This window comes from Desulfoluna butyratoxydans, assembly GCF_900699765.1.
Classification (GTDB): domain Bacteria; phylum Desulfobacterota; class Desulfobacteria; order Desulfobacterales; family Desulfolunaceae; genus Desulfoluna; species Desulfoluna butyratoxydans.
The window spans coordinates 303,475-329,032 of the sequence record NZ_CAADHO010000002.1 but is presented as its reverse complement, the minus strand read 5'-3'; the positions used below and the strand labels follow the sequence as shown (position 1 = coordinate 329,032).

General features: G+C 61.8%; 24 protein-coding genes. 15 read left to right on the top strand and 9 right to left on the bottom strand.

Annotated elements, in window-relative coordinates; translation table 11 throughout:
* Positions 1-25: 25 nt before the first annotated feature.
* Together MSL71_RS06555 and metK are read left to right on the top strand one after the other, a co-directional pair.
* Complete coding sequence (locus tag MSL71_RS06555) at positions 26-1,111, top strand: elongator complex protein 3 (RefSeq protein WP_180138007.1); 1,086 nt, start codon at positions 26-28, stop codon at positions 1,109-1,111.
* 141 nt (positions 1,112-1,252) lie between these two features.
* A complete protein-coding gene (metK, locus tag MSL71_RS06550) occupies positions 1,253-2,425 on the top strand; it encodes a methionine adenosyltransferase (RefSeq protein ID WP_180138005.1) in 1,173 nt (390 codons plus the stop codon).
* A 70-nt stretch (positions 2,426-2,495) separates the two neighbouring features.
* Here the strand turns inward: metK and MSL71_RS06545 are convergent, their stop codons facing one another.
* Positions 2,496-3,380 (bottom strand): hypothetical protein, encoded by an 885-nt coding sequence (locus tag MSL71_RS06545; protein ID WP_180138002.1) that lies wholly within the window; start codon positions 3,378-3,380, stop codon positions 2,496-2,498.
* Positions 3,381-3,503: 123 nt separating this feature from the next.
* A complete protein-coding gene (locus tag MSL71_RS06540) occupies positions 3,504-5,072 on the bottom strand; it encodes a SpoIID/LytB domain-containing protein (protein ID WP_180138000.1) in 1,569 nt (522 codons plus the stop codon).
* Positions 5,073-5,202: 130 nt separating this feature from the next.
* Here MSL71_RS06540 and MSL71_RS06535 point away from each other — a divergent pair, with 130 nt between their 5' ends.
* The 3 genes from MSL71_RS06535 to MSL71_RS06525 are packed head-to-tail and all read left to right on the top strand — an operon-like array spanning position 5,203 to position 7,621.
* On the top strand, positions 5,203-5,988 hold the full coding sequence (locus MSL71_RS06535) for an MlaE family ABC transporter permease (protein ID WP_180137999.1): 786 nt from the start codon (positions 5,203-5,205) through the stop codon (positions 5,986-5,988).
* A 14-nt stretch (positions 5,989-6,002) separates the two neighbouring features.
* A complete protein-coding gene (locus MSL71_RS06530; RefSeq protein ID WP_180137997.1) occupies positions 6,003-6,716 on the top strand; it encodes an ATP-binding cassette domain-containing protein in 714 nt (237 codons plus the stop codon).
* Complete coding sequence (locus MSL71_RS06525; RefSeq protein ID WP_180137995.1) at positions 6,713-7,621, top strand: MlaD family protein; 909 nt, start codon at positions 6,713-6,715, stop codon at positions 7,619-7,621. The genes MSL71_RS06530 and MSL71_RS06525 overlap by 4 nt, the downstream gene beginning before the upstream one ends.
* Before the next feature lie 53 nt (positions 7,622-7,674).
* Here MSL71_RS06525 and mobB read toward each other — a convergent pair whose 3' ends face one another.
* Positions 7,675-8,157: a molybdopterin-guanine dinucleotide biosynthesis protein B gene (mobB, locus tag MSL71_RS06520; protein WP_180137993.1), complete on the bottom strand. Its 483-nt coding sequence runs from the start codon at positions 8,155-8,157 to the stop codon at positions 7,675-7,677.
* Positions 8,158-8,386: 229 nt separating this feature from the next.
* Between mobB and MSL71_RS06515 the strand changes: the two genes are divergently transcribed.
* Positions 8,387-8,911, top strand: a complete 525-nt coding sequence (locus MSL71_RS06515) for a shikimate kinase (protein WP_180137991.1) — start codon at positions 8,387-8,389, stop codon at positions 8,909-8,911.
* A gap of 6 nt (positions 8,912-8,917) precedes the next feature.
* Here MSL71_RS06515 and tatC read toward each other — a convergent pair whose 3' ends face one another.
* On the bottom strand, positions 8,918-9,721 hold the full coding sequence (gene tatC / locus MSL71_RS06510; RefSeq protein WP_180137989.1) for a twin-arginine translocase subunit TatC: 804 nt from the start codon (positions 9,719-9,721) through the stop codon (positions 8,918-8,920).
* 55 nt (positions 9,722-9,776) lie between these two features.
* Positions 9,777-10,061, bottom strand: coding sequence for a twin-arginine translocase TatA/TatE family subunit (locus MSL71_RS06505; protein ID WP_180137988.1), 285 nt, complete (start codon positions 10,059-10,061; stop codon positions 9,777-9,779).
* Positions 10,062-10,520: 459 nt separating this feature from the next.
* Between MSL71_RS06505 and MSL71_RS06500 the strand changes: the two genes are divergently transcribed.
* Positions 10,521-11,318, top strand: coding sequence for an IclR family transcriptional regulator (locus tag MSL71_RS06500; protein ID WP_180137987.1), 798 nt, complete (start codon positions 10,521-10,523; stop codon positions 11,316-11,318).
* On the opposite strand, the gene MSL71_RS06495 is transcribed toward MSL71_RS06500, so the two are convergent.
* Both MSL71_RS06495 and mtnP read right to left on the bottom strand, forming a co-directional pair.
* On the bottom strand, positions 11,288-11,809 hold the full coding sequence (locus MSL71_RS06495) for an adenine phosphoribosyltransferase (RefSeq protein WP_180137986.1): 522 nt from the start codon (positions 11,807-11,809) through the stop codon (positions 11,288-11,290). The two genes, MSL71_RS06500 and MSL71_RS06495, sit on opposite strands and share 31 nt — an antisense overlap.
* A gap of 41 nt (positions 11,810-11,850) precedes the next feature.
* Positions 11,851-12,603 carry an S-methyl-5'-thioadenosine phosphorylase gene (mtnP, locus tag MSL71_RS06490; RefSeq protein ID WP_180137985.1) on the bottom strand — a complete coding sequence of 251 codons (753 nt, stop codon included), beginning with the start codon at positions 12,601-12,603 and terminating at the stop codon, positions 11,851-11,853.
* Positions 12,604-12,920: 317 nt separating this feature from the next.
* On the opposite strand from mtnP, the gene mtnA reads away from it, so the two are divergent.
* The 6 genes from mtnA (at position 12,921) to pabB (ending at position 19,471) form a co-directional block, all read left to right on the top strand.
* Positions 12,921-14,045, top strand: a complete 1,125-nt coding sequence (gene mtnA / locus MSL71_RS06485) for an S-methyl-5-thioribose-1-phosphate isomerase (RefSeq protein ID WP_180137983.1) — start codon at positions 12,921-12,923, stop codon at positions 14,043-14,045.
* A complete protein-coding gene (gene ahbB, locus MSL71_RS06480; RefSeq protein WP_180137981.1) occupies positions 14,036-14,530 on the top strand; it encodes a siroheme decarboxylase subunit beta in 495 nt (164 codons plus the stop codon). Before mtnA ends, ahbB begins: the two co-directional genes overlap by 10 nt.
* 176 nt (positions 14,531-14,706) lie before the next feature.
* On the top strand, positions 14,707-15,504 hold the full coding sequence (locus MSL71_RS06475; protein WP_246317753.1) for a protein phosphatase 2C domain-containing protein: 798 nt from the start codon (positions 14,707-14,709) through the stop codon (positions 15,502-15,504).
* A gap of 15 nt (positions 15,505-15,519) precedes the next feature.
* Positions 15,520-16,206: an FHA domain-containing protein gene (locus MSL71_RS06470; protein WP_180137976.1), complete on the top strand. Its 687-nt coding sequence runs from the start codon at positions 15,520-15,522 to the stop codon at positions 16,204-16,206.
* A gap of 381 nt (positions 16,207-16,587) precedes the next feature.
* Positions 16,588-17,178, top strand: coding sequence for an anthranilate synthase component II (locus tag MSL71_RS06465; RefSeq protein ID WP_180137974.1), 591 nt, complete (start codon positions 16,588-16,590; stop codon positions 17,176-17,178).
* A gap of 55 nt (positions 17,179-17,233) precedes the next feature.
* Positions 17,234-19,471 carry an aminodeoxychorismate synthase component I gene (gene pabB / locus MSL71_RS06460; protein ID WP_246317728.1) on the top strand — a complete coding sequence of 746 codons (2,238 nt, stop codon included), beginning with the start codon at positions 17,234-17,236 and terminating at the stop codon, positions 19,469-19,471.
* 113 nt (positions 19,472-19,584) lie between these two features.
* Here the strand turns inward: pabB and MSL71_RS06455 are convergent, their stop codons facing one another.
* Positions 19,585-20,205: a TetR/AcrR family transcriptional regulator gene (locus tag MSL71_RS06455; RefSeq protein ID WP_180137970.1), complete on the bottom strand. Its 621-nt coding sequence runs from the start codon at positions 20,203-20,205 to the stop codon at positions 19,585-19,587.
* A 503-nt stretch (positions 20,206-20,708) separates the two neighbouring features.
* On the opposite strand from MSL71_RS06455, the gene yhbY reads away from it, so the two are divergent.
* On the top strand, positions 20,709-21,038 hold the full coding sequence (gene yhbY, locus MSL71_RS06450; protein ID WP_180137967.1) for a ribosome assembly RNA-binding protein YhbY: 330 nt from the start codon (positions 20,709-20,711) through the stop codon (positions 21,036-21,038).
* Between the two features lie 174 nt (positions 21,039-21,212).
* Here the strand turns inward: yhbY and MSL71_RS06445 are convergent, their stop codons facing one another.
* Positions 21,213-21,632, bottom strand: a complete 420-nt coding sequence (locus MSL71_RS06445) for a hypothetical protein (RefSeq protein ID WP_180137965.1) — start codon at positions 21,630-21,632, stop codon at positions 21,213-21,215.
* A 290-nt stretch (positions 21,633-21,922) separates the two neighbouring features.
* On the opposite strand from MSL71_RS06445, the gene MSL71_RS06440 reads away from it, so the two are divergent.
* Positions 21,923-25,402 (top strand): RNA-dependent RNA polymerase family protein, encoded by a 3,480-nt coding sequence (locus MSL71_RS06440; protein WP_180137963.1) that lies wholly within the window; start codon positions 21,923-21,925, stop codon positions 25,400-25,402.
* The last annotated feature ends 156 nt before the right edge of the window (positions 25,403-25,558 follow it).

The following is a 25,558-nucleotide window of genomic DNA, read 5'->3' as shown; positions in this document are numbered from 1 at the left end:
CCTTTACGTCGTCGGTGAGCCGCCCATGGCCGCCGACACCCCCCGCCCCTTTGTCGTTCCCCTCTTTATCCCCCATGCGGGATGCCCTCACCACTGTATCTTCTGCAACCAGCACGCTGTCACCGGACGAAAACGCGAAGGCGCCCCTGCCATGCCCTCCCTTGTGGCCATGGAAGGGGAGATTGAGCGATGGCTGGGCTGGGCTGCAAACCGCCATCCCGTGGAGATCTCCTTTTACGGTGGAACCTTTCTGGGGCTGCCTTCTGAAACTGTGAGGGCCTGTCTGGACCTGGCCCATGGCTACGTCAAGGCAGGGCGAATCCAGGGGATTCGCTTTTCCACCCGTCCCGACACCGTCACCCCGGAGACCCTTGCCCTTCTTGCCGGGTACCCCGTCACCACGGTGGAGCTCGGGGCCCAGTCCATGGAAGATGCCGTGCTCACGGCAAGCACCCGGGGCCATACGGCCGCAGACACCGAGAGGGCCACAGCACAGTTGAAGGCAAAGGGGTACGTCACCATTCTCCAGATGATGGTGGGGCTTCCCGGGGAGACCCCGGCGCTTTTTCGCTCATCCCTTCAGCGCATCCTTGACCTCGATCCCGAGGGCATTCGCATCTACCCCACCGTGGTCTTGAAGGGCAGCGGCCTGGCTGCCCTCTGGCGTGACGGGCGCTATGAACCCCTTGCCCTGGAAGAGGCGGTGGCGCGGAGCAAAGAGGCGTGGCTCATGGCTGCCCGACGGGATATCCCTGTGATCCGCATGGGCCTTCAGGACAGTGAGGAGATGCGTCTTACCCATGTCCTGGCCGGGCCCCATCACCCCGCCTTCGGCCATCTGGTCCACAGCGCGCGGTTTCGGGACATGGCCGATGCCCTTGCCCGGCGGCTTTTTTCACCTGGGGATGCCCCGGTGTTTCGCGTCCACCCCAAAAGCGCCTCGCGCCTTCGGGGGAATAAAAACAGCACCCTGGAAAGCCTTAAGGCGCGATACGGCCTTGCCGGGATTGAGGTGGCCCTGGACGATGCCCTGGCTGAGAGCTCTCTGGCCGCTGGCGGCTGGGTGGTGGATTCGGTACGACAATGCTTTGCAAAAGATCTGGAAAGTTGATAAAGAACATCGGATGATCAGCAGTGCTTTCCATGAAAACGCAAGCCAACCGGGAGGCCTGCTCATCTGACTCCCGCCCGACAGACACCGGTCGATTCATACGAAGCGATTTAGATTTCAAGTGTTCCAAAGGAGCAGAGAATGACCAACGCAAACTACTTTTTTACTTCGGAGTCCGTAACGGAGGGTCACCCCGACAAGGTGGCCGACGCTATTTCCGACTCCATCCTGGATGCCATCATGGCCCAGGACACCCGATGCAGGGTTGCCTGCGAGACCCTGGTTACCACCGGCATGGCCTTTATCGCCGGTGAGATCACCACCAGCTGCTATGTGGACATGACCCAGATTGTCAGGGACACCATCCGCGAGATCGGCTACGACTCATCAGATATGGGCTTTGACTGGCAGACGTGTGCTGTGATTTCCAGCATCGACAAGCAGTCCGAAGACATTGCCCAGGGCGTTAACGAAGGCGAAGGCCTCTTCAAGGACCAGGGCGCCGGCGACCAGGGCCTGATGTTCGGCTACGCCATCGACGAGACCCCTGAGCTTATGCCCATGACCGTGGTGTTCGCCCACAAACTCACCCAGCGTCTTGCCGAGGTGAGGAAAACCGGCGTGCTTCCCTACCTTCGCCCCGACGGAAAAGCCCAGGTCACCATTGAATACGAAGACGGAAAGGCTACGCGCGTGGACACCGTGGTGGTCTCTTCCCAGCACACCCCCGAGGTGAGCCACGAAGACCTTCAGGAAGGCATCATCAAAGAGGTGGTGCTCAAGGTCATTCCCCTTGAGATGATCGACGACAAGACCCGATTCTTCATCAACCCCACCGGGCGGTTTGTTGTGGGTGGCCCTATGGGTGACTGCGGCCTCACCGGCCGTAAGATCATCGTTGATACCTACGGCGGTCGAGGAAGCCACGGCGGCGGTTGCTTTTCCGGAAAAGATCCCTCCAAGGTGGACCGAAGCGCCTCTTACATGGGCCGTTACATCGCCAAGAACATCGTGGCCGCAGGCCTTGCCAAGGAGTGCGAGGTCCAGGTGGCGTACGCCATCGGCGTGGCCGAGCCCGTCTCTGTCCTTGTGGACACCATGGGCACCGGGGTTATCCCCCAGGAGCGCATCGCTGAGATTGTCCGCGAGGTCTTTGACCTGCGCCCGGCAGCCATCATCGAGCAGCTCGACCTTCTGAAGCCCATTTACAAAATGACCTCAGCTTACGGCCACTTCGGACGTACCGACAGCGAAGGCTTTACCTGGGAGCGCACCGACAAGGTGGACATCCTCCGGGAGAAAGCCGGTATCTGAGGTTTTTCCGTACCACGGGTCTGACGGGTAGATCATCAAAGGGGCGCCTCCCTCATGGGGGCGCCCCTTTTTATTTTCGGCGCTTGTCCGGGGGCGGGTCCAGGACAATGACGACCCGGCACTGGCTGAGGAAGGTGGTGTGGGAGACGTCTGCGCGGATGCGGGCGGCGTCCTGGCTGCTGATGATGATGTCGGTGCGGGCATCCTCGGTGGTGCCGATGCCGGTGACCATGAGGGGGTTCTCTCCGGCGGAGAGGCCCTGACCGGCCCGGGCCAGGGAGCTTTCATAGACAGCCACCCCGCGCTGGACCGCGTACTCCCGGCTGATGACCGTGGGGCCGTAAACCTCTTCCCCGGATTCGGTGACCACGCGCGGAGCAAGCCCGGGGATGACGTCCACCCCGCGGGCATCGACGATGAGGCCGGTGTAGGCGTCGTGGGTGGGCAGGGCTCCGGAGGTTTCTGACGTGAACAAAGGTCTGATGGGGTTGATCTGCCGGATCTCTTCCGGAAGGATGAGCTGGGAGAAGGCCCCCTTGAGGGGGAGGGTCAGGGTGACCTGGACGGATCCGTCTGTGAGGAACCGTTTTTCCGTCATGGGGATGGACAGAAACATCAGGTCCACCTGGGCGACAACCTCCCGGCTGGCCCCCATGACATCGCCGCCGGTGGTGTCGCCGTGGATGGTAAGGCGCCGGAGGATGGACGAGAGGTTGGCCCGGGCCGCCTCAACGGCCCGGTTGACGTAATGCTCCCTTGCTTCGGGGGAGGCAGGCTGCCCGGTCTTCTCATTGGGGGCATGCATCCCTTCGGCCCGCACCGTGCTGTTGCTCCAGTCGATGAGGCCGTGATCAAAGTTTTCTGTTATCCCCTGGCCCGCGGCACCGAAAAGGGGCCCGGAAGAGAGGAGCGTCAGCGCTCCCAGGAGAACAAGGGTCATCAGGCGTCGTTTCATGACGGGCCTTATAAAAAGGTCGTGGACAATACCGCTCAGGGGAAAACCGATGGGCCCTTGGAAAAAACACCGATTCCGGGGTCTTTTGACGGGGCCCGTGGCGTGGTTCGCAAAAACCCGATATCAGCGAACCCCTTCTTTGTCAATGGTGACCAGTGAGACGTTTTTGTAGTAGTGATGCAAAATGGTGTCGTAGGTGAACCCGGAGGCCGCCATTTTCCGGGCCCCCCACTGGCTCATGCCCACACCGTGGCCGTAGCCGCACCCCTCGAAGGTGAAGTGCCTCTTTTTCCGGGTAACCGAGAACCGGGCGCTCCTGATCACCTCGGGGCCCATGGCCAGCCTGAACTCGTTTCCGGTGAGCTCAAGGCGTCCCCGGGAGGTGCTGATGATCACCCGGCCGTTGCGGCCGGAAGGGGAGGGCTCGCTGGTTTCCAGGGAGATGATTCCCCCGGGGCGGTACCCCTTTTCCCACAATTTTTTGACCATGCTGTCGGCGTCGATCTCCCCTGTCCAGCAGGCATCCGGGGCCAGTCGGCTGAAGCTGTCCTTGACCCCCTTCAGGTAGGGAAGGGCCGCTCCCCAGACCGCATCGGCGCTTTCGGTCATGCCGCCGCTGTTGGCGTGGAAGCAGGCGATGATGGGCAGGCCCTGAAAGGCGAGGTAGTGTCCCTTTGTGCTGTCCACCGGGGCGGTGGTCTCCGGGGCCTCGGCATCGGCGCCCCCGTAGACCTGGAACGCGGTGGTGGCCTCCAGGTCAAAGCGGGCGTGGGCCTTGCGGTTAAGGAGGGTGTGGTAGGTGTAGGAACGTGAGGCCACGGCCTGGGCTTTCAGGGCCTCCTCCGGCCAGAGGGGGCTCATCTCTTTGGGCAGGACCCCGTAAAGGTACTCTTCCACCGGCAGGGTGTTGACCACGGAGATGCCCTCTTCATCCGGCCAGAGGGTCACCACGCCGCGGTAGGCGTGTCCGTCCACCCGGGGGCGCGCGGAGCCGGGCTCCAAGGTCAGGGTGAGGTTGCCGGCCACGACCCCGTTGACCACCAGGCCGTCCTGGCCCGTGGTGACGGTGACCGGCCCGTTGCCTTCAAAGAGGGGGGATCCGTCCCGAAGCACGGTCATGGGCTCTCCGGTACGGCCCAGGATCACCTGCTCCACCTGGTGGTGCAGCAGGACCCGGACCTTTTCCGGGAGTTTTGCCATGGCTTTGTCCTGGGGCTGCGGCGCGGGCTGCTCTCCGGCCAGGATCTCGGCCTGGCGCAGCCAGGCCCGGGCCGAGGAGCTGCGCATGTGCTCGGGGTAGAGCTCCACAAAGCGCTGGAAGTGGGTCACGGCCTCGGCAAAGCGGCCGTTGCGGTAGGAGACCGCCCCCAGGGCAAAGCGGGCGTCGATGATCACCGCGGTGTCGGGGTAGGTGGTCTCGATCTGTTCCAGGCAGGCAACGGCTGTGTCGGGCAGGTTCAGGTTGCGGCTGTAAAGAACGGAGAGAAAGAGCAGGGCCCTTGCGCGTTCCTCTCGATCGATGCTGCCCTCCAGGATACGTCGGTAAAGGGCCGCAGCTTCAAGGGGGCTGCCCTGCTCCAGAAGGCCCGAGGCCTCCTCGAAGAGGTCGTAGCGGGGTGCGGATGCTGCAAAGACGGGCGGGACGACGAACAGGAGCAGGCAGAGGGTGACAAGGTATTTCAGGCGAATCATGGGGTGAGTTCCCTCCGGGTGAAACGGTTAAAATCGGTTGATCTTTGTCGATTGAATTGACTATACTTTTCCGGCAGAACAAGAGTAGCGGATAATGCGGATATTGACAACCAATCCACAGGGGCTTGCGTTGAAATGGATCGGGCGAACATGCGGCTATGTCGGGCGAGTCACCCTGGATTATGTGGGGATGGCCCTGGTTCGGGCTGCCTTTACCCTGCGGATTCTCACCCTTCTGGTGAGGCGGCCGGCCGACGGCCGCGCCCAGGTGAAGCGTGCGGTGGTGGAGCAGATCTACTTTACGGCTGTCCAGGCCCTGCCCCTGATCATCCCTTTGGCCCTGCTTGTGGGCAGCGCCATGATCATTCAGTTTACCAAGGTCTCCGGGGAGTTTGAGCTCGGAAAGGCCGCCGTCATTCTCATTGTCCGTGAAATCGGTCCCCTCATCACCGCCCTGGTGGTCATCCTGCGCTCGGCCACGGCCGTCACCGCCGAGATGAGCTGCATGACCGTGTTCAACGAGATCGAAGCCATGGAGATGTCCGGGGTGGATCCCATGTGGGTTCTCTCCTACTCCCGGTTCACCGGCATCACCTCGGCGGTGGTCTGTCTCTTCGTGGTCTTTGACCTGGCAGCCCTCTTCGGCGGCCAGGTGGTGGCCTGGGCCACCACAAGCCAGTCCGGAGACATCTTTATCTTTCAGGTGGCCAGGGCCATCAGCGGCACCGATCTGGTGGTGAGCCTTGTCAAGGCACTGCTCTTCGGCCTGATCATCACCGTGGTGAGCCTGTTCCACGGGTACACCACCGTCCGCAAGGTCTCCCGTATCCCCGTGAGTGTTTCCCGGGCCTCCGTGGAGAGCTTTTTTGCCTGCATGCTGGTCAACGCCTTTGTCTCCATCGTTTTTTACCTGTAGAGGATGCCATGCCCATGCCGACACCTGCCGCCGGGGATTCCGGTACAGATCCCACACCGGTGGTCCGGTTGACGAATCTTTCGGTGGAGGACACCTGGAAGGGCAGGGCCCTCACCGACCTGGACCTCTCCCTGCCCCCGGGGACGGCGGTTCATCTCTCCGCCGACAACCCGGCCGACGCCCACCTGCTGCTCAGGTGCCTTGCCACCTTGAGCTGGCCCACCCGGGGTCGGTATCTTTTTGGCGGCGAAGAGCTGCCCTTTACCTGGTATGAGAGGCTCCTTCCCGTGAAGCGCAGGATCGGGTACCTCTACCCCATGGCCGCCATGGTGAGAAACCGCACCGTGGAGGAGAACCTCGATTATCAGGCCCACTACTTCAGCGACACGGACCTTGCCCGTCATCAGGGGCTCAAGGAGGAGCTGGTGCAGGCCTTCGGCATCCGGGACGCCCTTCCCTTCTGCCCGGAGCTGGTGAGTGCCATGGAGCAGAGGCGCGCCATCGCCGTGCGGGACATCCTCAAGGAGCCCCTGCTCTTTCTGGCCGAGTACCCGGAAGAGTTTGTGGGGCGCGGGTATTTCTCCTGCTTCATCGCTGAGATCCGGAAGGTCCTCTCGCGGGGGGGCGTGTTTGTCTACACCACCAACTACCGCGGGTTCGGCAAAGAGCTGACCCCCCTGGACCTTCGCCTGGAAAACGGCACGCTCGCAAAGGAGCTGGCACCATGATTGTTCGCTACGACACCCGCGAAAAGGTGGTGGGGGCCTTTATGCTCTCCATCATGATCCTTCTGGCCCTCACCGTCCTGGCCATCGGCCGGAGCAAGGACTGGTTCCGGGAGAAGGTGACCTATTTCACCACCTTTAAGGAGAGCTACAACCTGGAGACCAATGCGGCGGTGAAGCTCTTCAATGCCGATATCGGCAAGGTCACGGAGGTGAGCCTGGTGGGCAACGTGGTCCACGTGCGCATGGCCATTTTTGCCGAATACGCCCCGCGCATCCGAAAAGACTCCATCGCCACGGTGCAGAGCGTCAACTACATCGGCAACAAGTACATCTCCATCACCCCGGGCACCCCGGAGTCGCCCGAGCTCCTGGCTGACGAGGAGATCTCTTCGGAAGAGCAGCCGTCCGTGGCCGACCTCCTGGCCAAGTTCGAGGTGGAGGAGACCGCCAAGAAGGTGATCCGGGCCGTCCAGGACGTCTCGGAGGTGGCCACCCTGCTCCGGGACCCCGAAGGGCCGTTGTTTGAGGCCTTGAACAGCATCAACAACTCCTTGAACGCCGTGGAGGTTCGCGTGGGGGCCATCCTGGACAGCCTGGCCGTGGCCGTGGACAAGATGCCCCACACCGTGGACCTGGTGGATCGGGACCTGGAAAAGGTCCACGAGATCGGCATGGAGATCCAGACCAACATCGCCCTGCTGCAGCAGGTCCTTGAAAATGTGGAGGTGGGAAGCCGGGACGTGCCTGCCATCACCGAGACAACGGTCAAGGGGATTGAAGAGATCCGGGTGGGGGTGGAGCAGATTGACGAGGTGGTCAAATCCCTTAAAAAGAGCATCCTCATCCGTGGGAACCTGCCACCTGGACCCGAGGTGCGGGGGCAGGACGCGGGGACCCGCCCCTGACCCATGGGGGGAGAAGCGTTTAGAGCCACCGACAGTCGTGCCGGTGGCTTTTTTTATGCCAGAAAGGTCTCGGCGATGAAGTCGGCGACGCCCTGGGCATCGTCCGGATCCAGGGTGGGCAGGCCGTCTGCCTGGGGGGCATCGGTGATGCGGGCCACAAGCCTGGTGAGGCCTTTTAAGGGGGCTTTTCCTGTTTCCCGTCTGTGGACTTCGATTTTGGGGCGGGCCGAGCCCTTGTAGCCTTCGGTGATGATGAGGTCCAGGTCCGCCATCTGCCCTTCCAGCTCTTCCAGCCGCACCGGCGTGACCTTTTTTACCAGGGCGTAGGCCGTCTCCGAGGCCACCATCACGGCGTCGGCTCCGGCCTGCTGGTGTTTCCAGCTGTCTTTTCCTTCGTGGTCCATGGAAAACCCGTGGGCCGTGTGCTTGATGACGCCCACCCGAAAGCCTTTTTGCTGCAGCAGGGGGATGATGCGTGTGATGAGGGTGGTTTTTCCGGACCCCGATGTGCCCACAATGGAAAGGGTGACAGCCATGTTTTTGTCCTTGGTTTGAAAGGTTGGCCGCTGCCGACGGGGCAGGGACATCGCTACCCTAAAAGATGGCCTTCGGCCTTGTCAAGGCCAATGAGGCCCCGGGTTATGGCTTCACCGGCATCTTTTTTTGTGCATTGGGAAGGATCCTTTGAAAGCGCGGAGGCAATGCGCTATTCTGGCCCCTTTGAAGGCTTTGGATTCACGAGATGTAATGTCAGGAGCGCAACGCATGATAGAGAAAAACGTGGTACTTACCGGCATGCCCGCCGCGGGCAAGAGCACCGTGGGGGTGATCCTGGCCAAGCGCCTGGGCCTGAATTTCACCGACAGCGACGTCTACATCCAGACGTGCGAGGGGCGGCGTCTTTCCGAGATTATCCGGGAGGAGGGGCTGGACAGATTCAAGGAGATCGAAGAGGGGCGCCTGTGCGAGATGGCGGTCACCGGCACGGTCATCGCCACCGGGGGCAGTGTTATTTACGGGCAGCGGGCCATGGATCACCTGGCTTCAGGCGGGGTCATCGTCTACCTTCACACCCCCCTTTCCGTTCTCATGGAGCGGCTGAGCGACCTAAACGCCCGGGGCGTGGTGATCCAGCCGGGCATGAGTGTGGAGAGCCTTTACCAGGAGCGCCACCCCCTGTACATGGGGCGCGCTCACATCGTGATTCCCACCGACGGCCTCACCCCGTCCGGGGTGGCAGACGCCATCCACGAGGCCTTGATCAAGAGGGAAGGCGAAGCCTGGCGGTAGAGCGGCTTAGGCGTCCTTTTTGGGGGCGTCTTCATCGTTTTGGGCCGGGGGCTCGGTTTCGGGCTCTTCATCCTCATCGGTGGCGCCCAGGGGGCGCCTTCCGAAGGCCATGGCCCCGAAGATGCTCAGCTCGTAGAGGAGGATCATGGGGGTGGCCAAAAGGATCTGGGTGACCACGTCCGGCGGGGTGAGGATGGCCCCGAAGATAAAGAAGAAGACCACGGCGTACTTGCGGTTTTTTCGCAGGAAGGCCGGGGTCACCAGCCCCAGGGCGGCCAGGATGGTGATGAAGATGGGCAGCTCAAAGGCAAGGCCAAAGGCCATGAGCAGCTTGGAGGCAAAGGAGAGATACTCCTTCATGGTGGGCAGGGCCCGCAACGACTCCGAGGCAAAGCCCAGGAAGAACTTGAACCCGAAGGGGAAGACAAAGAAATAGCCGAACAGGGCGCCGCCGGTGAAGAAGACGACGGAGAGCAGGACGGCCGGTGCCATGACCCACTTTTCCCGCTTGTAGAGACCCGGTGCGATGAACATCCATATCTCGAAGATGATCACCGGGCTGGCCAGAAGCAGGCCGGCCAGGAGGGAGACCTTGAGGTAGGTGAAAAAGGCCTCGGGCAGCCCCGTGAAGATGATGGCGTCGCCCTTGGGAAGCACCTCGATGAGGGGGCGGGTGAGGAGGTCGAAGATCACCTCCTTGAAGCCGTAGGCGACGGCCGCTCCGATGGCGATGGCGATGAAGCAGCGGATGAGCCGGGTTCTCAGCTCGTCCAGGTGCTCGGTAAACGGGAGTTTGTCCTCTTCCTGCATGATCCGTGTCTCTTTATGGGGTGATCTCGGGGGGCGGTGCCGCGGCCCCGGTATGCTATCCCTCGGTCTGGTCCGGCGTCTCGCGTTTCGGCGTTTCCGTGTCGGGGGAGGCGTCGTCTTTGGCGGCCAGGGTCACTTTTTTCATTTCACCACCGGCCTTTTCGGTGGAAGGGGTCTCTAAGTCCACCGTAAAGGTTTCCTTGAGATCGCTTGTTGCCTTGCGAAATTCTCCAAAGGCTCTGCCGAGGGTCTTGGCCAGTTCCGGCAGCTTTTTCGGGCCGATGACAATGAGTGCCACGGCCATGATCAGGAGGATTTCGGGCATCCCCATTCCAAACATGGTGGTCATCTCCTTGAAAAAATTGAGAGTTGTCTCGGGTAAAACGCAAGGACGGTTGTACTTGTTTTGGGGGGCGGTGTCAAGGTGAAGGGGCCGTGTTCACAGGGCCAAGGCGTAACAGTTCAGTTGCCTCCGGCGGCTCGCTTTTTTGAAAAAAGCTCCTTGATAAACGTAAAAACAAGAGGGGCTATGCAAGGTTGCTGTGGATACCAAAAAATGAGACCTGTTTGTCAAACTTTTCAAAGGTTTGGTTCCCGGCAGGGCCCACGGAGGCAAAAATTTAAATGCGTTGGCCCTGGCCGTGTTCATGGGGGGGATGGTGCCTGAATAACTTAGGGCCGATTGACAGGTATCCGGGGAATGTACTACAAGGGATTGTCTGCAACATAAAGGGGTTGGGCTGGGTGCGTCGCAGTCGGGCGCCGTCTGAAACGGTTTTTGTGCTGTATGGAGGCGATCATGGCGATTCAATCGGTAAAACGGGCACTTGATATACTCTCCCTCTTCACGCCGTCCCAGCCTTCCCTGGGCATCACCGAGATGGCCCGCCTTTTGGGCCTTGCCAAGCCCACCATCCACGGCCTGGTACAGACCCTGGCCGATGAGGGGTTCCTCAGCCAGAGCGATGAGACGAAAAAGTACGCCCTGGGCCTCAGGGTGTATGAACTGGGGACCTGCGTGGTCAGCCACCTGAGGGTCAACCAGATCGGCGGCCCTGCGGCTCGGCGCCTGGCACGGCAGACCTCCCTGATGTCCCGCATTGCCATCTGGGATCGGGGCATGGCCCTGGTGACCTTGAACCAGCTGCCCAACGACCCCTCCCTTCCCTTCACCAACCTGGGGCCCAAGGTCCCGGCCTATTGCTCGGCCGTGGGAAAGGCCATGCTCTCCACCCTGCCTGTGGATGCCCTTGACGCCTACTTTGACCGCACCCGGATGACCCCTTTGACCCCCAAGACCCTCACCGACGAGGGGGCCCTGAGAAGGGAGCTTTCCACGGCCCGGAGCCGGGGCTACGCCCTGGAGTCCGAGGAGTACATCATGGGCCTGGCCTGCATCGGCGCTCCTCTTTTTGATCACACCGGTCGGGCCGTGGCCGCCATCAGCGTCTCCGGTTCCCCGGAGCTTCTGGAATCAGGGGAGGTGCCGGCCATTGCCACGGATGTGATGCGGACGGCCGGCGAGATCTCCTTTGCCCTGGGCTTTACACCGGAATCGGTTCCCGATCAGTCGCCTTCGAATTCACACATGGCGTAGATGGGCGTGTCCCCGGTCTTGGCCCGGCCGCCCAGGTCGGGAAGCTCCACGATAAACCCGCACTCCACGACATCCCCGCCCAGGCTGTTCACCAGTTTGATGGCGGCCTCAATGGTGCCGCCGGTGGCGATGAGGTCATCGATGATCACCACTTTCTCGCCTTTTTCGATGGCGTCTTCGTGCATCTCCACTTCGGCCTCCCCGTACTCCAGGGCATAGGACTCCTCAATGGTTTTCCAGGGCAGCTTGCCTTTTTTGCGCACGGGCACAAAGCCCACGCCGAGCTGGTAGGCCAGCACCGCTCCGAAGACGAACCCACGGGCGTCGATGCCCACAACCTTCTGGATGCCTTTGTCCTTGTAGCGTTCGTAAAAGAGGTCGCAGGCCTTGCGGTAGGCCTCGGGGTCCTGCATAAGGGTGGTGATATCCCGGAAAATTACGCCCTCGATGGGCCAGCCGGGGATGGAACGAATGGTCTCTTTGATGTTCATGCTCTTTCCTGACATGGGGTTATATCGATACTTACTGTTTTTTATGGGGTGCCGATCCTGGGAATGGCTTTGGTGAGAAGCCCTTTGACCCGGTCGGTGTTCTTGTGGAAGACCTCGAGGATCTCCTCCCAGGAGACGGGGGCCTCGTCCTCTTTCCAGCAGTCGTAGTCGGTGCTCATGGCCACGGCAGCGTAGGGAATGCCCGCTTCGTTGGCCAGGGCCGCTTCGGTGGCCACACTCATGTTGATGACGTCGGCGCCCCAGGCGCGGAACATCCTGGACTCGGCGCGGGTGGAGAAGCGGGGGCCTTCGATGGTCACCACGGTCCCTTTTTCGTGGGTGTGGTTGCCGTGGGTCATGCTGGTTTCGTAGAGCACCTTGCGAAGATGGGCATCAAAGGGGGTGGCCATGCCGGTGTGGACGGCGCCTCCGGAAAAGTCATCGTGGAAGGTGTTGCACCGCTTGCGGGTGAAGTCGATGAACTGGTCCAGGATCACAAAGTGGCCCCGGTCGATCTCCTCACGCAGGCTGCCGCAGGCCGTGGTGGCCACGATGTGGGTGGCGCCCATCTCTTTCAAGGCGTGGATGTTTGCCCGGTAGTTCACCTGGCTGGGGCTGTACTGGTGCCGTCGGCCGTGGCGGGCCAGGAGCAGAACCCGGCACCCGTCGATGACGCCTCGGGTGATGGGGGACGAGGGCGCGCCGTAGGGGGTGGTGAGGGTGACCTCCTCGGCCTGTTGCAGGATGTTCGGATCGTCGAGTCCCGATCCGCCGATGATACCCACCTGAATCATGTGCATCTCCTTGGGAATGTCTGTGGCCTCGTGTCGGTGCGTGGGCGATGCGCTGAGAAATCATGAAACGCCAAGGCCGGCTTCCGAGGTGTTGTCAACCCGTTCGGTTTTCACTCAATCGTGCGGCCGAAGGGGCGGGACCGGTGACGCTCCGGTGGCCCGGATTCCCTTGAAAACCGCCGGATACCGCTATACGAGGCCCTTGAATTATGGTAATAAGGCTTATACGTTAATACGTGATATGAGACAATATTTTTGTTCCAGCCCCTTTGCTCACCCCCGGACAGGGGGGAGCCCACGATAGATATGAGGTCCCTATGAAGGTAGACGGCAAAGAGATGCGCCCCATCTGGCTCAGCAGCGACAACCCTTTGGAAGTTCATGTGATTGATCAGCGGATGCTCCCCCACGAGCTGGTGATTGCTCCTTTAAAGGACGTGGACGACACCATCCACGCCATTCGGGAGATGTTTGTGCGGGGGGCCCCCCTCATCGGTGCCACCGGTGCCTGGGGTGTGTACCTCGCCTGCATCAACGCCCCGGGGGGAGAGGTCTCCGACGCCTGGGTGCAGGCCGAGGCCGACCGCCTCAAGGCCTCACGCCCCACGGCGGTGAACCTGGCCTGGGCCGTGGACCGGATGACAGCGCGGATTGCCGCCGTGGAAGGCGACGGCCAACGGGTGCGCGCCGCCCGGGAAGAGGCTGCCGCCATCACCGACGAAGAGGCGGAGAACTGTCGCCTCATCGGAGAGTACGGGGTATCCCTCATCGAGGCCATCAGCAAAAAGAAAAAGGGGGAGACCGTTAACATCCTGACCCACTGCAACGCCGGCTGGCTGGCCTGCGTGGAGTACGGTACGGCAACCGCCCCCATCTACGAGGCTTACAACCGGGGGATCGATGTCCACGTCTGGGTGGATGAGACCCGGCCCCTGAACCAGGGAGCCCGCCTGACGGCCTGGGAGCTGGGCAAGCACGGGGTGAAGCATACCGTCATTGCCGACAATGCCGGCGGCCATCTCATGCAGCACGGCATGGTGGACCTGGTTATTACCGGTACCGACCGCACCACCTGGACCGGGGATGTGGCCAACAAAATCGGGACCTACTTAAAGGCCCTGGCCGCCAAAGACAACGACATCCCCTTCTGGGTGGCTCTTCCCTCCTCCACCTTTGACTGGGAGATGAACGACGGGGTTGGCGAGATCCCCATCGAGGTGCGCAATCCCGATGAGATCCGTTACATCCAGGGAAAGGTGGACGGCAAGCTGGTGCAGGTGCTGGTTCCCCCTGCAGGGTCTGCCTGCGAAAACCACGCCTTTGACGTCACCCCGGCCCGCCTGGTGACGGGGTTCATCACCGAACGGGGCCTGTGTAAGGCCAGCGGGGAAGGGGTCCTGGGCCTTTTCCCCGAGAAGGGAAAGGAGGCGTCATGTCGCTAAGTGATCAGGAAAAACAGGTGATCTCAGCCATTCAGGGGGACATCCCCGTGTGCGAAAACCCCTATCGGGAGCTGGCCGCAGGGCTTGACATGAGTGAAGAGGCCTTCCTTGAGGTCCTGCAGGGGCTGAACGACAAGGGGCTTATCCGCCGTTTCGGGGCCACCCTGCGCCATCAGAAGTCGGGGTTCACCGCCAACGCCATGGTGGCCTGGCAGGTGGAGGAGGACCGGGTGGAAGAGGTGGGATCCACCATGGCCACGTACAAAGAGGTGTCCCACTGCTATCGGCGAAACCCGGCCGAGGCGTGGCCCTATAACCTCTACACCATGATTCACGCCACCAGCAAAGAGGCCTGCCTCGACACGGCGCGCCGGATCTCCGAGCAGACCGGGGTGTCCGTTTACCGGGTGCTCTTCAGCAAGCGGGAGCTCAAGAAGATCTCCATGACCTACTTTTCTCAACCCGGGGCGTCGGCAGGGGCCTGATCTGGATGCCCCCCTGAGAATGGTCGTTTTGGCTTGTTTAAGGTGTTTGGACGTATTACCTTGTCCTCTGGTCGAGCCGACCCCCTCCTTAAAACTGTTTTGTGAGCCCTTTGAATACCCAATCTCCTGACGGCGTTCCGGTGAGCCGGGGCGCCTCCGTGATGAGAAAAGGCTTGATGACCATGCACGTGGAACATGTCGCCCTTACCGATACGGGATGCAGGCGATCCCGGAATGAAGACGCCTTTTTCGGCTGCGATGCGCTGAAGCTCTATGTGGTCTCCGACGGCATGGGGGGGCACAGGGCCGGGGATGTGGCCAGCCGCCTGGTGGTGGAGGGCATGCAGGAATACATCCGGCGGGAGGCGCCCCGAAAAGGGGGGCCGCTGGCTCCAGCAAACTCCGGGCTCTCTTGTCAGGCCGCGTGCCTCGTGGACGCCATCGCTTACGCCAACCGGAAGGTGTGGGACGAGGCCCGTCGCCGGAGCGAATGCGAGGGCATGGGGGCCACGGTATCGGCGGTGTGGATCTGCGGAGACACCTTTGTGGCGGCCAACGTGGGAGACAGCCCTGTCTACTGCGTCCACGGCCAGGCCATCGAGATGGTGTCCGTGCCCCACACCCTTCCCAAGGAGGGCAACCACGTGTTGACCCGGGCCGTGGGAGTGGGCCGGGAGGTGCAGGCCGATGTGTGCGAAAGCCAGTGCTATGGCGGGGATCGCTTTGTCCTCTGCTCCGACGGGTTGAGCAATCTGGTTTCCGAGGAGGAGATCCTGTTGACGGTGTGTCAGCAGTCCGCCGAAGAGGCCTCCCGGTCCCTGGTGGAGCTTGCCAAGGCCCGGGGCGGGGACGATAATATCACCGTGATGGTGGTGACGGTGGGTGCAAAAGGGGCCGTTTCAGGATGGCTGCGCCGGGTGTTCGGGCCCCTTTTACCAGGTATGAAAACGAGCGCACGGCGCCATGGGGCATGATGAAAGGATAATTCGATGCCGGTAGTTCAGTTGCAGTACAAAGATCGGGTGATCAGTCGACACAGGGTGGAGCCGGGGGGAAGCCTGACCATCGGGCGGCACCCGGAGAGCGATGTGGTGATCGACAACGCCGCGGTGTCGGGAAAACATGCCAAGATCGACGGCCTGGAAGGCGGCTATTTCATCACCGATCTCAAGAGCACCAACGGCACCTTTTTAAACAGCATCATGATCACGACCAGCCAGCTCAGGCACGGCGACAGCATCGTCATCGGGCGGCACCGGTTGATCTTCGGGTACGCCAAAGGGGAAGCCCGGCCGGAAAAGGAGCGGGCGCCCCTGGACAAGACCGTGGTGATGGACGCGGGCAGGCATCGCACCTCGGTTCCCTCGGCAGACGTCAACGCCTACCTCTCCGTTCTCAAGGGCGGAAGCGGCGAGATCCCCCTGACCAAAAAAGTGACCAAGGTGGGCAAGGACCCGGTGTGCGATATCGTGGTCTCGGGCTTTGGCGTGGGCAAGGTCTCCTTTACCATCAGCAAGATGCCCAAGGGGTTTCAGGTGAACTACATCAGCGGCTTCAAGCGGCCCAAAGTCAACGGCGAGCCCCTGAAGACCTCGTTGAAGCTCCGGGAGTTCGACACCGTGGACATTGGTGCCATGCGCATCCAGTTTGTCTACCGGGAGTCCCTTTTTATGTAGCGTTTGAAACCCTGTGGCGAATGCATTGGCGTCATGTGTGACATGTGGCAACCGTTTTTGCAGGAGAGGCCTGCATTTAAAAATTCTTGTAACTATTCAGCTCCAAAAAACAGCCTCCGGCGGCAAGGTGTGCCACCTTGAAAGCAGGTAGCGGAAGTGATTTGCCCCTCGTTCCTCGGGGCAAATCACTTCCGCATTTAAAACGGCATTCATGCAAATATTTTTTTTATGACCTGTTTGTTAAACTTTTTAAAAGTTTAGCCCCCGGCAGGGCCGCCGGAGGCGTAAGCTGAATAGTTACAAATTGTTTATCAAACGTTTCAAACGTTTGGCCTCCGGCAGGGCCGCCGGAGGATTTTTTTAACAAAGAGTGAGGTGGACGTGGCCACACTGCTTGTCATCGACAACTACGACTCCTTTACCTACAACCTGGTCCAGATGTTCAAGGGGATCCCCGGGCTCACCACCAAGGTGTTCCGAAGCGATGCCATCTCGCTGCGCCAGGCCGAAGTCCTTTCTCCCGATTACATTCTCATCAGCCCGGGGCCCAAATCACCGGCCCACGCCGGGATCTCCATTCCCATGATCTGTGCCTTTTACAGGCGGGTACCCATTCTGGGGGTCTGCCTCGGCATGCAGTCCATCAACGAGGCCTTCGGGGGCAAAACCGTCCGGGCCCCGGTGCCGGTCCACGGCAAGCAGAGTCCTGTGGCCCATACGGGCTCGGGTGTCTTCAAGGATGTGCCTTCCCCGGTGCGGGTGGCCAGGTACCACTCCCTCATGGTGGAGATGGCCGACGAGGCCCCCCTGGAGATCACGGCCCACTCCGAAGACGGCGTGGTCATGGGCCTTGCCCACCGCGATCACCCCTTGTGGGGGGTGCAGTTCCATCCGGAGAGCTTCATGACAGATCACGGCCGGACCATGGTCGCCAACTTTCTCAATCTCGGCCCCTTGCAGGGGCAAGTATAGCCGCTAAAAATCTATGGCGCCGGTTTCAGCCCGGCGGAAGCAGGGAGGCCCCACGGTGTTGGACAGGCTTTTCAATTCATGGCCCCACGGCCTGGTGATCACGCGCAGAGCGCTGACGTTGACAGAATCCTTTGAGGTCCTTGCCTCCCGGTTTGCCCGGGATGAGGGCACCGTGGTGCTTCTCAGCGGGGGAGAACTCGACTCCGCCCGATATCATATGCTGGCCACCATGCCCTTTCTGACCCTTTCCGGGTACGGTGAGGAGATGACCCTTGCCGTAAAGGGGCGCACAGAGCGCTTCACCGCAGACCCCTTTGACGCGGTGCGGGCCCTGTCCCGGCGGTTTGCCCTGGACGGGGAGAGCGATTGGGGGCCGGTGGCCTCGGGCCTTTTCGGGTACCTTGCCTACGACCTCAAGGATGCTGTGGAAAAACTGCCCCGCACCACCCTGGACCGTCGCAGGCTGCCCCAGCTCTGGTTTGCCGCCCCAAAGGCCCTGGTGGTGGAAGACCGTCGCACCGGCGAGGTCTCCCTCTGGGTGACGGCGGCGAGCCGGGAGGAGGCGGCCCATACCGAGGAGGCCTTCCTGGACCGGCTCAAAGGCCCTGCCCCTGCCCCGGGTCGCTTCGGCGGTGTCGGCGGGTTCACATCCAATTTCGACATGCCCGGCTACATGGCCGCCATCGAGCGGATCAAGGAGTACATCCGTGCCGGGGACATCTACCAGGTCAACATGTCCCAGCGGTTTGAAGGGGGCTTTACCGGAGATCCTTACGCCCTGTTCACGGAGCTCTTCGCCGCCAACCCCGCACCCTTTTTCGCCTACGTCCAGGCAGGCTCCCATCAGATTGTCTCCACCTCCCCGGAGCGGTTTCTCAAGCTGGAGGGGCGGGCCGTGGAGTCCCGGCCCATCAAGGGCACCCGGCCCCGGGGCAAGACCCCGGAGGAGGATGCGGCCCTGCAGCGGGAGCTGGAAGCCAGCCCCAAGGACGACGCCGAACTCTCCATGATCGTGGATTTGATGCGCAACGACATCGGCAAGGTGTGCCGGGCGGGGAGTGTCTCCGTGGTACGGCACAAGAAGGTGGAGGCCTACAAAAACGTCTTTCACCTTGTCTCCACCGTGGAAGGAGAGCTTGATCGCGGCGCCGATGCCGTGGACCTGCTCCGGGCCACTTTTCCCGGGGGGTCCATCACGGGCTGCCCCAAGATCCGCTCCATGGAGATTATCGACGAGCTGGAGAGCGATTGCCGCCATGTCTACACCGGGTCCATGGGGTACGTGAGCTTCCACGGCACCATGGACCTTTCCATTGCCATCCGCACCGCGACCCTCTGCGAAGGGCGGGTGAATTTTTCCGTGGGGGGCGGGGTGGTCTACGACTCCGATCCCGAGGCGGAGTTCCACGAGACCCTCCACAAAGGAGAGACCCTCATGAACGCCTTTACCGGGCATCGCAAGGGAAAGGCCCGGGAGACGATGGTGTGGCTGGACGGTCGCCTGACGGCGGCAACAGGTGCGGGATTTCCCGTCATGAGCCGTGCCGTGCAGTACGGGGCCGGGGTGTTTGAGACCCTGCGCGTGGAAAAGGGCAGGGTTCCCTTTCTCGGGCACCACCTTTCACGCCTGCAAAAAAGCTGGTTCGGGCTTTTCGGGGGAGACCTGCCCGAGTTGACCTGGGAGGCCATTATCCTGGAGGTTGTGGAGGCCAACGGGCTTGACGGGAAGAGCGCGGCGGTCAAGATCATGCTGGGGCAGGGGGAAGATCAGAGCCTGCCTTTCGGCGGTCACGTGGCCGTCACCGCCCGGCCGTACACCCACCGTCTGGAGGTGGTCCAGAAGCCGGGGCTCAGCGTGGTCTCCTTTCCCTCGCCTCGGATGACCTCCCTGGCCGACCACAAGAGCCTGAACTACCTGCTGAGCCTCAAGGCTCTGGCCTATGCCGAGGGCATGGGGGCTGATGAAGCCCTGTTGATGAACGGAGACAACTCGGTGTCGGAGCTGGCCACGGCCAACCTGCTTGCCCTGTCCGGGGGCCGGGTGATTCTTCCGGCCTCGCCCCATGTGCTTCCCGGGGTCATGCAGTCCCTGGTGCTCCCCATCCTGGAAGCCTGGGGATACACGGCGGTGCGCGAACCGCTGCTTGCGGCCGATCTGATTGCCATGGACGGGGTGGTGGCCACCAACGCCCTCATGGGGGCGGTGCCGGTCCTTGAGGTGGATGGGCAGGCAGTGAAAGGAGCGGTGACAGGGCTCTGTAAGGATCTTAACGCGGAACTCGGGATAAGGTAACGATTCAACGGCTGCCTCCGGCGGCAACGGCAAACGGAACAGCAACAAAAAAGCAGGCCTTTCGGCCTGCTTGGCGGGGGCGCCTCGGGGAATCGGGCATGGCCCGGGGGCGTCTAATCGTCGATGCTGGCAGCCCGAAGCATCTTGCAGAGGAGAGCGGAGAGCCGGTTGACGTGCTTTTCGATCTCTTCGCGGGTCCTTCCGGGGTAGTTCCTGAAGGTCATCAGGATGCCGTTGAGGGAGGCGTAGAAGGCGTGGGCGTGGATGCGGTCGGCACAGGCGATGCCGTTGCGCTGGAGCACCTGCTCGAACTTGTTGAGCATGGCGCGCTGGACGCCGTTGTACTTGCGAAGCAGGTCCGGGGTCATGGACCCTTTGATCATGAGGTAGCTCATCATCTGGAAGGTGGGCTCGCTGTCGATCAGGTACCTGATCAGCGACTCCGAGAAATGCTCCAGGGTCAGCTCCTCGTTTGATTCCAGCAGATTCCCGAGCCATTTCTCGATCTCCCGGAGGTCTTTGATGAAGGCCTCCACAAAGAGATCTTCCCTGCTGGGGAAGTACCGGTACATCGATGCGGGGGAGACGCCGACAGCGGCTGCAATGTCCCTGACGCCGATCTCATCGAAGGGTTTCTTGCCGAAAAGTTCCAGGGTGGCTTCAATGAGAATCTCTCGTCGAGCCTCCCGCTCTCCTTCTTTCAGCTTGAGAAACTTTGATTTATTGTCCATCATGTCCAAGAATCCTGATTGTTGCGTTTAAACTTCCCTTACCCGCATGCAAGCGGTCACTTCCATCGTGCGCAAAAATATCCATAGAGGAAGGTACAGCTCCGAATTGTGACGGATTGATCCAGCTTGTGTGGAAGGGGCTTTGATAAAACCTCTAATGACAGATATCGCTGTTTGGAAGGATTCGAGCTGAGCTGAGCTGTGTAATGGCTTCCAGAAATGAAAACGATATACCGTAAAGTTAACACCAGTATACCAGACGGAATGTGACTTATCAAGGAGAATTGACAGGGTTGCCTTGCCATGGGAAGCGGGCAAATGTATGATGCGCTTTTCGGCTGTTTCCCCTTCCCTGGACTGGGGTTACGCTCCGAAGGCAAGGCCGCGGACAGATGGCTGAACAACGGATACGATGGGCTCCTTTGCCGGAGCCATCGGTATGTCACGCACACACCGGCGAGATGCCGGAACCATAAAGCCCGAAAGGGCCCGGGAGAGATAGAAAAGTGAAAGAACTACAGGGGTTTCAGAGAAAATATTTGCGGGGCCTGGCCCACGGCATCAAGCCGGTGGTCTTCGTGGGGCAAAAAGGGGTGACCGATGCCGTGATCCTCTCCATGGAAGAGGCCTTGAACGCCCATGAGCTGATCAAGGTCAAGTTCATCGACTTCAAGGAGAAGGAGTCCAAGGAGACACTTTCCGAAGAGCTGAAGGATCGCACGGGCAGCTGCCTGGCCGGAATGATCGGTCACATGTCGATTTTTTACCGCCCCCACAAGGACCCGAAAAAGAGGCATATCGTGGTACCCAAAACACGGAAGGATATTCCGGTATAGCCGCATACCGGCGGATTTTTGACGAAACAGGCTTGATAATCGATCAAAAAAAGGCGAGGGCCCCGAAAAGGGCACCCGCCTTTTTTTATTTTTGGTGGGGCGTAACGATTTACCTTCTGAGACGATGCCTTCGGCGGCGAGGTGTGCCACCTTGAAAGCAGGTTGCGGACGGGGTTACGCTGCGTTGGTGCAGGCTTCGTCAAAGCGGGCCTTGAGGTAGGCCAGCTTGTCCGCGTCGAATTCGTCCATGTCAAAGCAGTAGCCGTCGCTTCCCTTGAGGCCGTCGGGGATGAGGTCCCCCTCTTCATCGGGGTCGGTGATCATGTCCCCGTAGAAGCATACGGAGAGCCAGCGCTCGGCCGGGTCGTCGTCAATGACATCCACCATGACAAACAGGTCGCGGTCGGTCTGGGCGGCGTGGCGTGCCCTGAGGGAGTAACTGACGCCGGGGCGGCTGTGGAAATCCAGGCTGACGCCCTCTTTGGTGTTCAGGTAGTCTTTGAGGCTGAGGAAGGCTTCTTTCATGCGTGTGTCCGTCTCGGTCCAGCTTTCGGCGAAGGCGTTTACGGCATCGAGAATGGTCGAATCGGTCATGGTCGGGCTCCTTGGTGAATAGGGTCTGGGAAAAAGAGGGGGAGACGGCCCGGGCTGGCCGTGGGTCTCGCTGCTTTTTGCCCTGGCCCGTAAGTAATCGGCGCTGTGGGTTCAGGGCCGTGGGTTTTTAAAGGTACTTTGCATGTAAATGGGGAGTATAAAAGATGGCTCGCCGCGGTGTCAAGGCAGGTGTTTATTGGCCGTTGATGTCTCGGGATTTCCGGTGTATAGGGGTAACCGACACAAACGAAACGGCAATACGGCAAGGATGTTCTACCGGGAGGGAAACCATGGGGTGCGGGGTGTTGGAAGAGGCCGGTTACACGGAGAACCTTTACTGGGCGTTTCAGACCTTCGCCCGGCACGAGATCTGGCACGGGCAGCGGGCGGATGTGGGGGCCCTGGTTCGCATGGCCGCAAAGGCCCCGGCCATGGTGGAGGCCTTGAAGGCAAGGCTTGCCGACGGCGATGTCTCTCCCCGGCCCTTTGCCTCGGTGCAGGCCCCTTCGGGCACGGGGTGTCTTATCGATCCCCTGGACCAGGTTCTCTGGGTGGCCCTGGTCCAGGCCATGGGGCCCCGGGTGGAGGCCCTCATGCCCCAGTGGAGTTACGGCAGCCGCCTGCACCGGTCCGAGTGGATCGATCGCAGCGGGGGCATGGCCCGGTACCGGGAGGGGTGGCATCGACGGACCACGGCCTCCCTGTACCGACACCCCACACGGGTCTGGCCGGCCTACCGCCGTCATATCCTCCAGGCGACCCGGGCCATGACCGGGCTCCAGAGCGAGCTGGATATCCCCGGTTTTTTCCGGGGGGACGAAGGGCGGATCCTGCTGGATGAATCAACACCCTACCTCACCGGGGCACCGGGCGAGGGACCTGTGAGGCGCCTTCACTGGGCCAGCTTTGTTCTGGACACCACGGCTGCGGATCCCGTGGCCGCCACCCTCAAAGGGTTTGCCTCGGTCTCTTTACTCATCGGGGAGGAGACGGTTGAACTCCTGCAGCGCATGCTCTCCTTCGGGTCCCACGGGGTGCCGGAGGAACTTGCCGTCTCCGGGTTTCTCCACAATATCCGCATGCTCCCCGCGGATCGCAGCGCAGCGATTGCCCTGGAGGCCAAGGGCATGAAAGGGGCCGTGGCCCATTTCCGCCATGACCTGGAGCACGTGATCATTGCGCGGGATGCCCGCCGCCTGGCCCGTTGGATCGATCTCTATGAGAGCCTGCTGGCAAAAGAGGGCGTGGGGATCATCCGCCGTGACACCCTTTTGCCCCCCGGCCTGGGCGCCAAGGGCGGGGACTCCGATCACGGGGTGCGGCTGGACGCCATCAACCCCCTGCCTGAAGTGACCCGCCCCGTGGAGGCCATGGCCGCCATCCACACCACCGACTACACCCTCCTTGACCGCGCAGGGAAACGGGATTACATCGCCCGTCTCGAAACCCTGCTCCTGGACCCCTTTGCCGGGACAGGGCTCTCTGAACGCCTGCGCATCGATTTTGCCTCGGCCCTTCTCTCGCGGCGGGCTGCCCACGCCTCGGAGCCAGACCATTCCGTGGTCTGCTCCCTGGAGCGGAGCGGCGGCGAGGTCTCCGAGGCAGAAGCCGGGCACCGGCTTTACCGACAACGCGCGGCGTCGGTTCGCCAGAGACGGCGGAGCCTGCTGGTTCTCCTGGAGGCGGCGGAGCGCAATCCCCGGGTCCCGGCCCTTTGGAGTCGGGCATTGGGTCACATGCGCCGAAGCGGATTCACCTCCCTGGCTCCCCTTCTTGATCGCCTGCCCCTGGATCGGGGGTACGGCCCCTACCTCACCGCCCTGGTCCTGGGGCGCATGGCCCGTGAGGTGGGGATCTGCATGGAGACGATTCTCGATGCCCGGCGCCTGGAGAGCTACAGGGCCGATGCCCGTGGCTTTTTGGAGGCCGTGGCCCGGGAAGGGCTCGATTTTGGGGTGAGGGGACCGGACTGGGTGGACGCGGCCCGAAAGACGTTGGGGGAGGCCCTGTGCGCGGCAGGAGAGCTCCTCGTGGAAGCGGGGCTGGCCCCCCTCCGGGCCGAAGGGCTGCCCGCAGACCCGGACCCCGAAGGTGTCGCTGCTTTTCGGCGTTTCATGGCAAAGCATCATGCCCAGGGGCCGGATCCTGATGCCCCGGGCCGCAGGGCCCCCATCCCTGTTCCCGGAAAAATTCCCCTGGAGGCTTGGGTCATGGGGTTGACCCCGGATTCGGCCGAGGGGTTCGATCCCCGGGCCTCGGAGTGGACCGCCCTGTTTGTGGTACGGGAGGCGTGCCGCGGGCTCATGGCACGGGGGCCGCGCTTTCTTCGGCCCCATGAGGTTTTTGTTCCGCTTTCCTGGGCAGGGCACGGGGGCGAGGGCGCTTCCTGGGATGCCTGGCGCCACCAGGTGACCGAAGAACTTCCCTGTCTCGTGCGCGACCCCGAAGGCGAACCATGGGGGCCGCCGGTGGAGGCCCTGGGAGACAGGGCCCGGGACTGGGAAGCCACGCGCGGCCTGGCGCTCCTTCTTTTGGGCATCCTCAGGCGCCGCTTTGATCTGCCGGTGGGGCTGGCCCATGCCTTCGGTCACCTCACGGATGATCCCGTGCACGGCCTTGTGGAATCCCTTTCCATCTCATCTGAAACAAGGCGGCTCCTGCTGGGGGTGCTGGAGCCCAGGCAGCTGGAGACCCTGATCTTAAGGCGGCAGGGCGTGGATCCCCAGGGGGACGATGCAAGGCTTGATCCGCCCGTGTGCGGAGCATTGCCTGAGTTTATGGAATTGCTGGATCGCGCCATGCAGACCCTGGAGGGCCATCAGGCCGGAGGCCGCACCCACCACGCCCGACAGCTGATTCCTGTGTCCATGGTTCACCATGCCACCGCCGCCCGGGACCTTGACCGGGGCGGGTACCGGCCCATGATGCGGGTGGGCTTTATCCAGACCACCACCGATGCCCGGGCTGCCTGGCGCAACGGCCCCCGCATGAGCCGGGCCGAGGGAGATCGCGCCTGGCACCAGATTCGTGAGGGGTTCCGGATTCTCACCCAGGCGGGCCCTGCCCCGTCGTTTATCATCATGCCGGAGCTGGCCCTTCCCGTGCATCGGCTGGAGAGCCTCAAGCGCCTCTCTGTCCGAAGCGGGGTGGCCGTCGTCACCGGTGTGGATTACCTGGTGGACTCCGCAGCCCGGCAGGTTCGCAACCGGGCCGTTGTCACCGTTCCCAGGCACTGGCTGAGCCCCCGAAGGGCCGGGCTGTGCAGCACCTTCTGGTTCGGCAAGAGCTTTATGGCTCCCCCGGAGGCCAGCGGTATTCAAAAAAGCGGAAACACCTTTGTTCCCGATCCGGCGGTGTGGATCATCGATGCCGGTGCCTACGGGCGCATCGGGGTGTGTATCTGTTACGACTTCATGGACGTGGAACGCTACGCCATCTACCGGGGGCGGATCCATCACCTCTTTGTGCTGGCCTACAACCGGGACATTGAGTCCTTCTACCACCTGGCCGATGCCCTTTCCAAAACCCTCTTCTGCAACGTGGTGATCTGCAACACCGGGTTCTACGGTGGGAGCCTGGCCGTCTCTCCTTATTATGAGCCCTGGCGGCGGACCCTCTACCGCCAGGAAGGCGCCAACCTGTTTTCCGTGCAGTCCGTGGGCCTGCCCGTGGCCGATCTGGCCCACGCCCAGGGAGGCGGGGTGGGGGACCCCCGGCTGTTCAAGAGCCTTCCTCCGGCCTATCAGGTCCCGGGCTCGCTCGAGCCTTAAGTCAACCACGATGCGGCCCTTGGGCTGTTTGTCACGAGGTTTCAGAGGATTGGCCGAGGGCGAGGTTGCCGGCGTACATGCTTTTTTATGCGTGGCGTGCTACAAAACAGGGGCGTCCCCGGAAGGGTAACCGGGTTAGCGGCGCTTTTTTTAAGC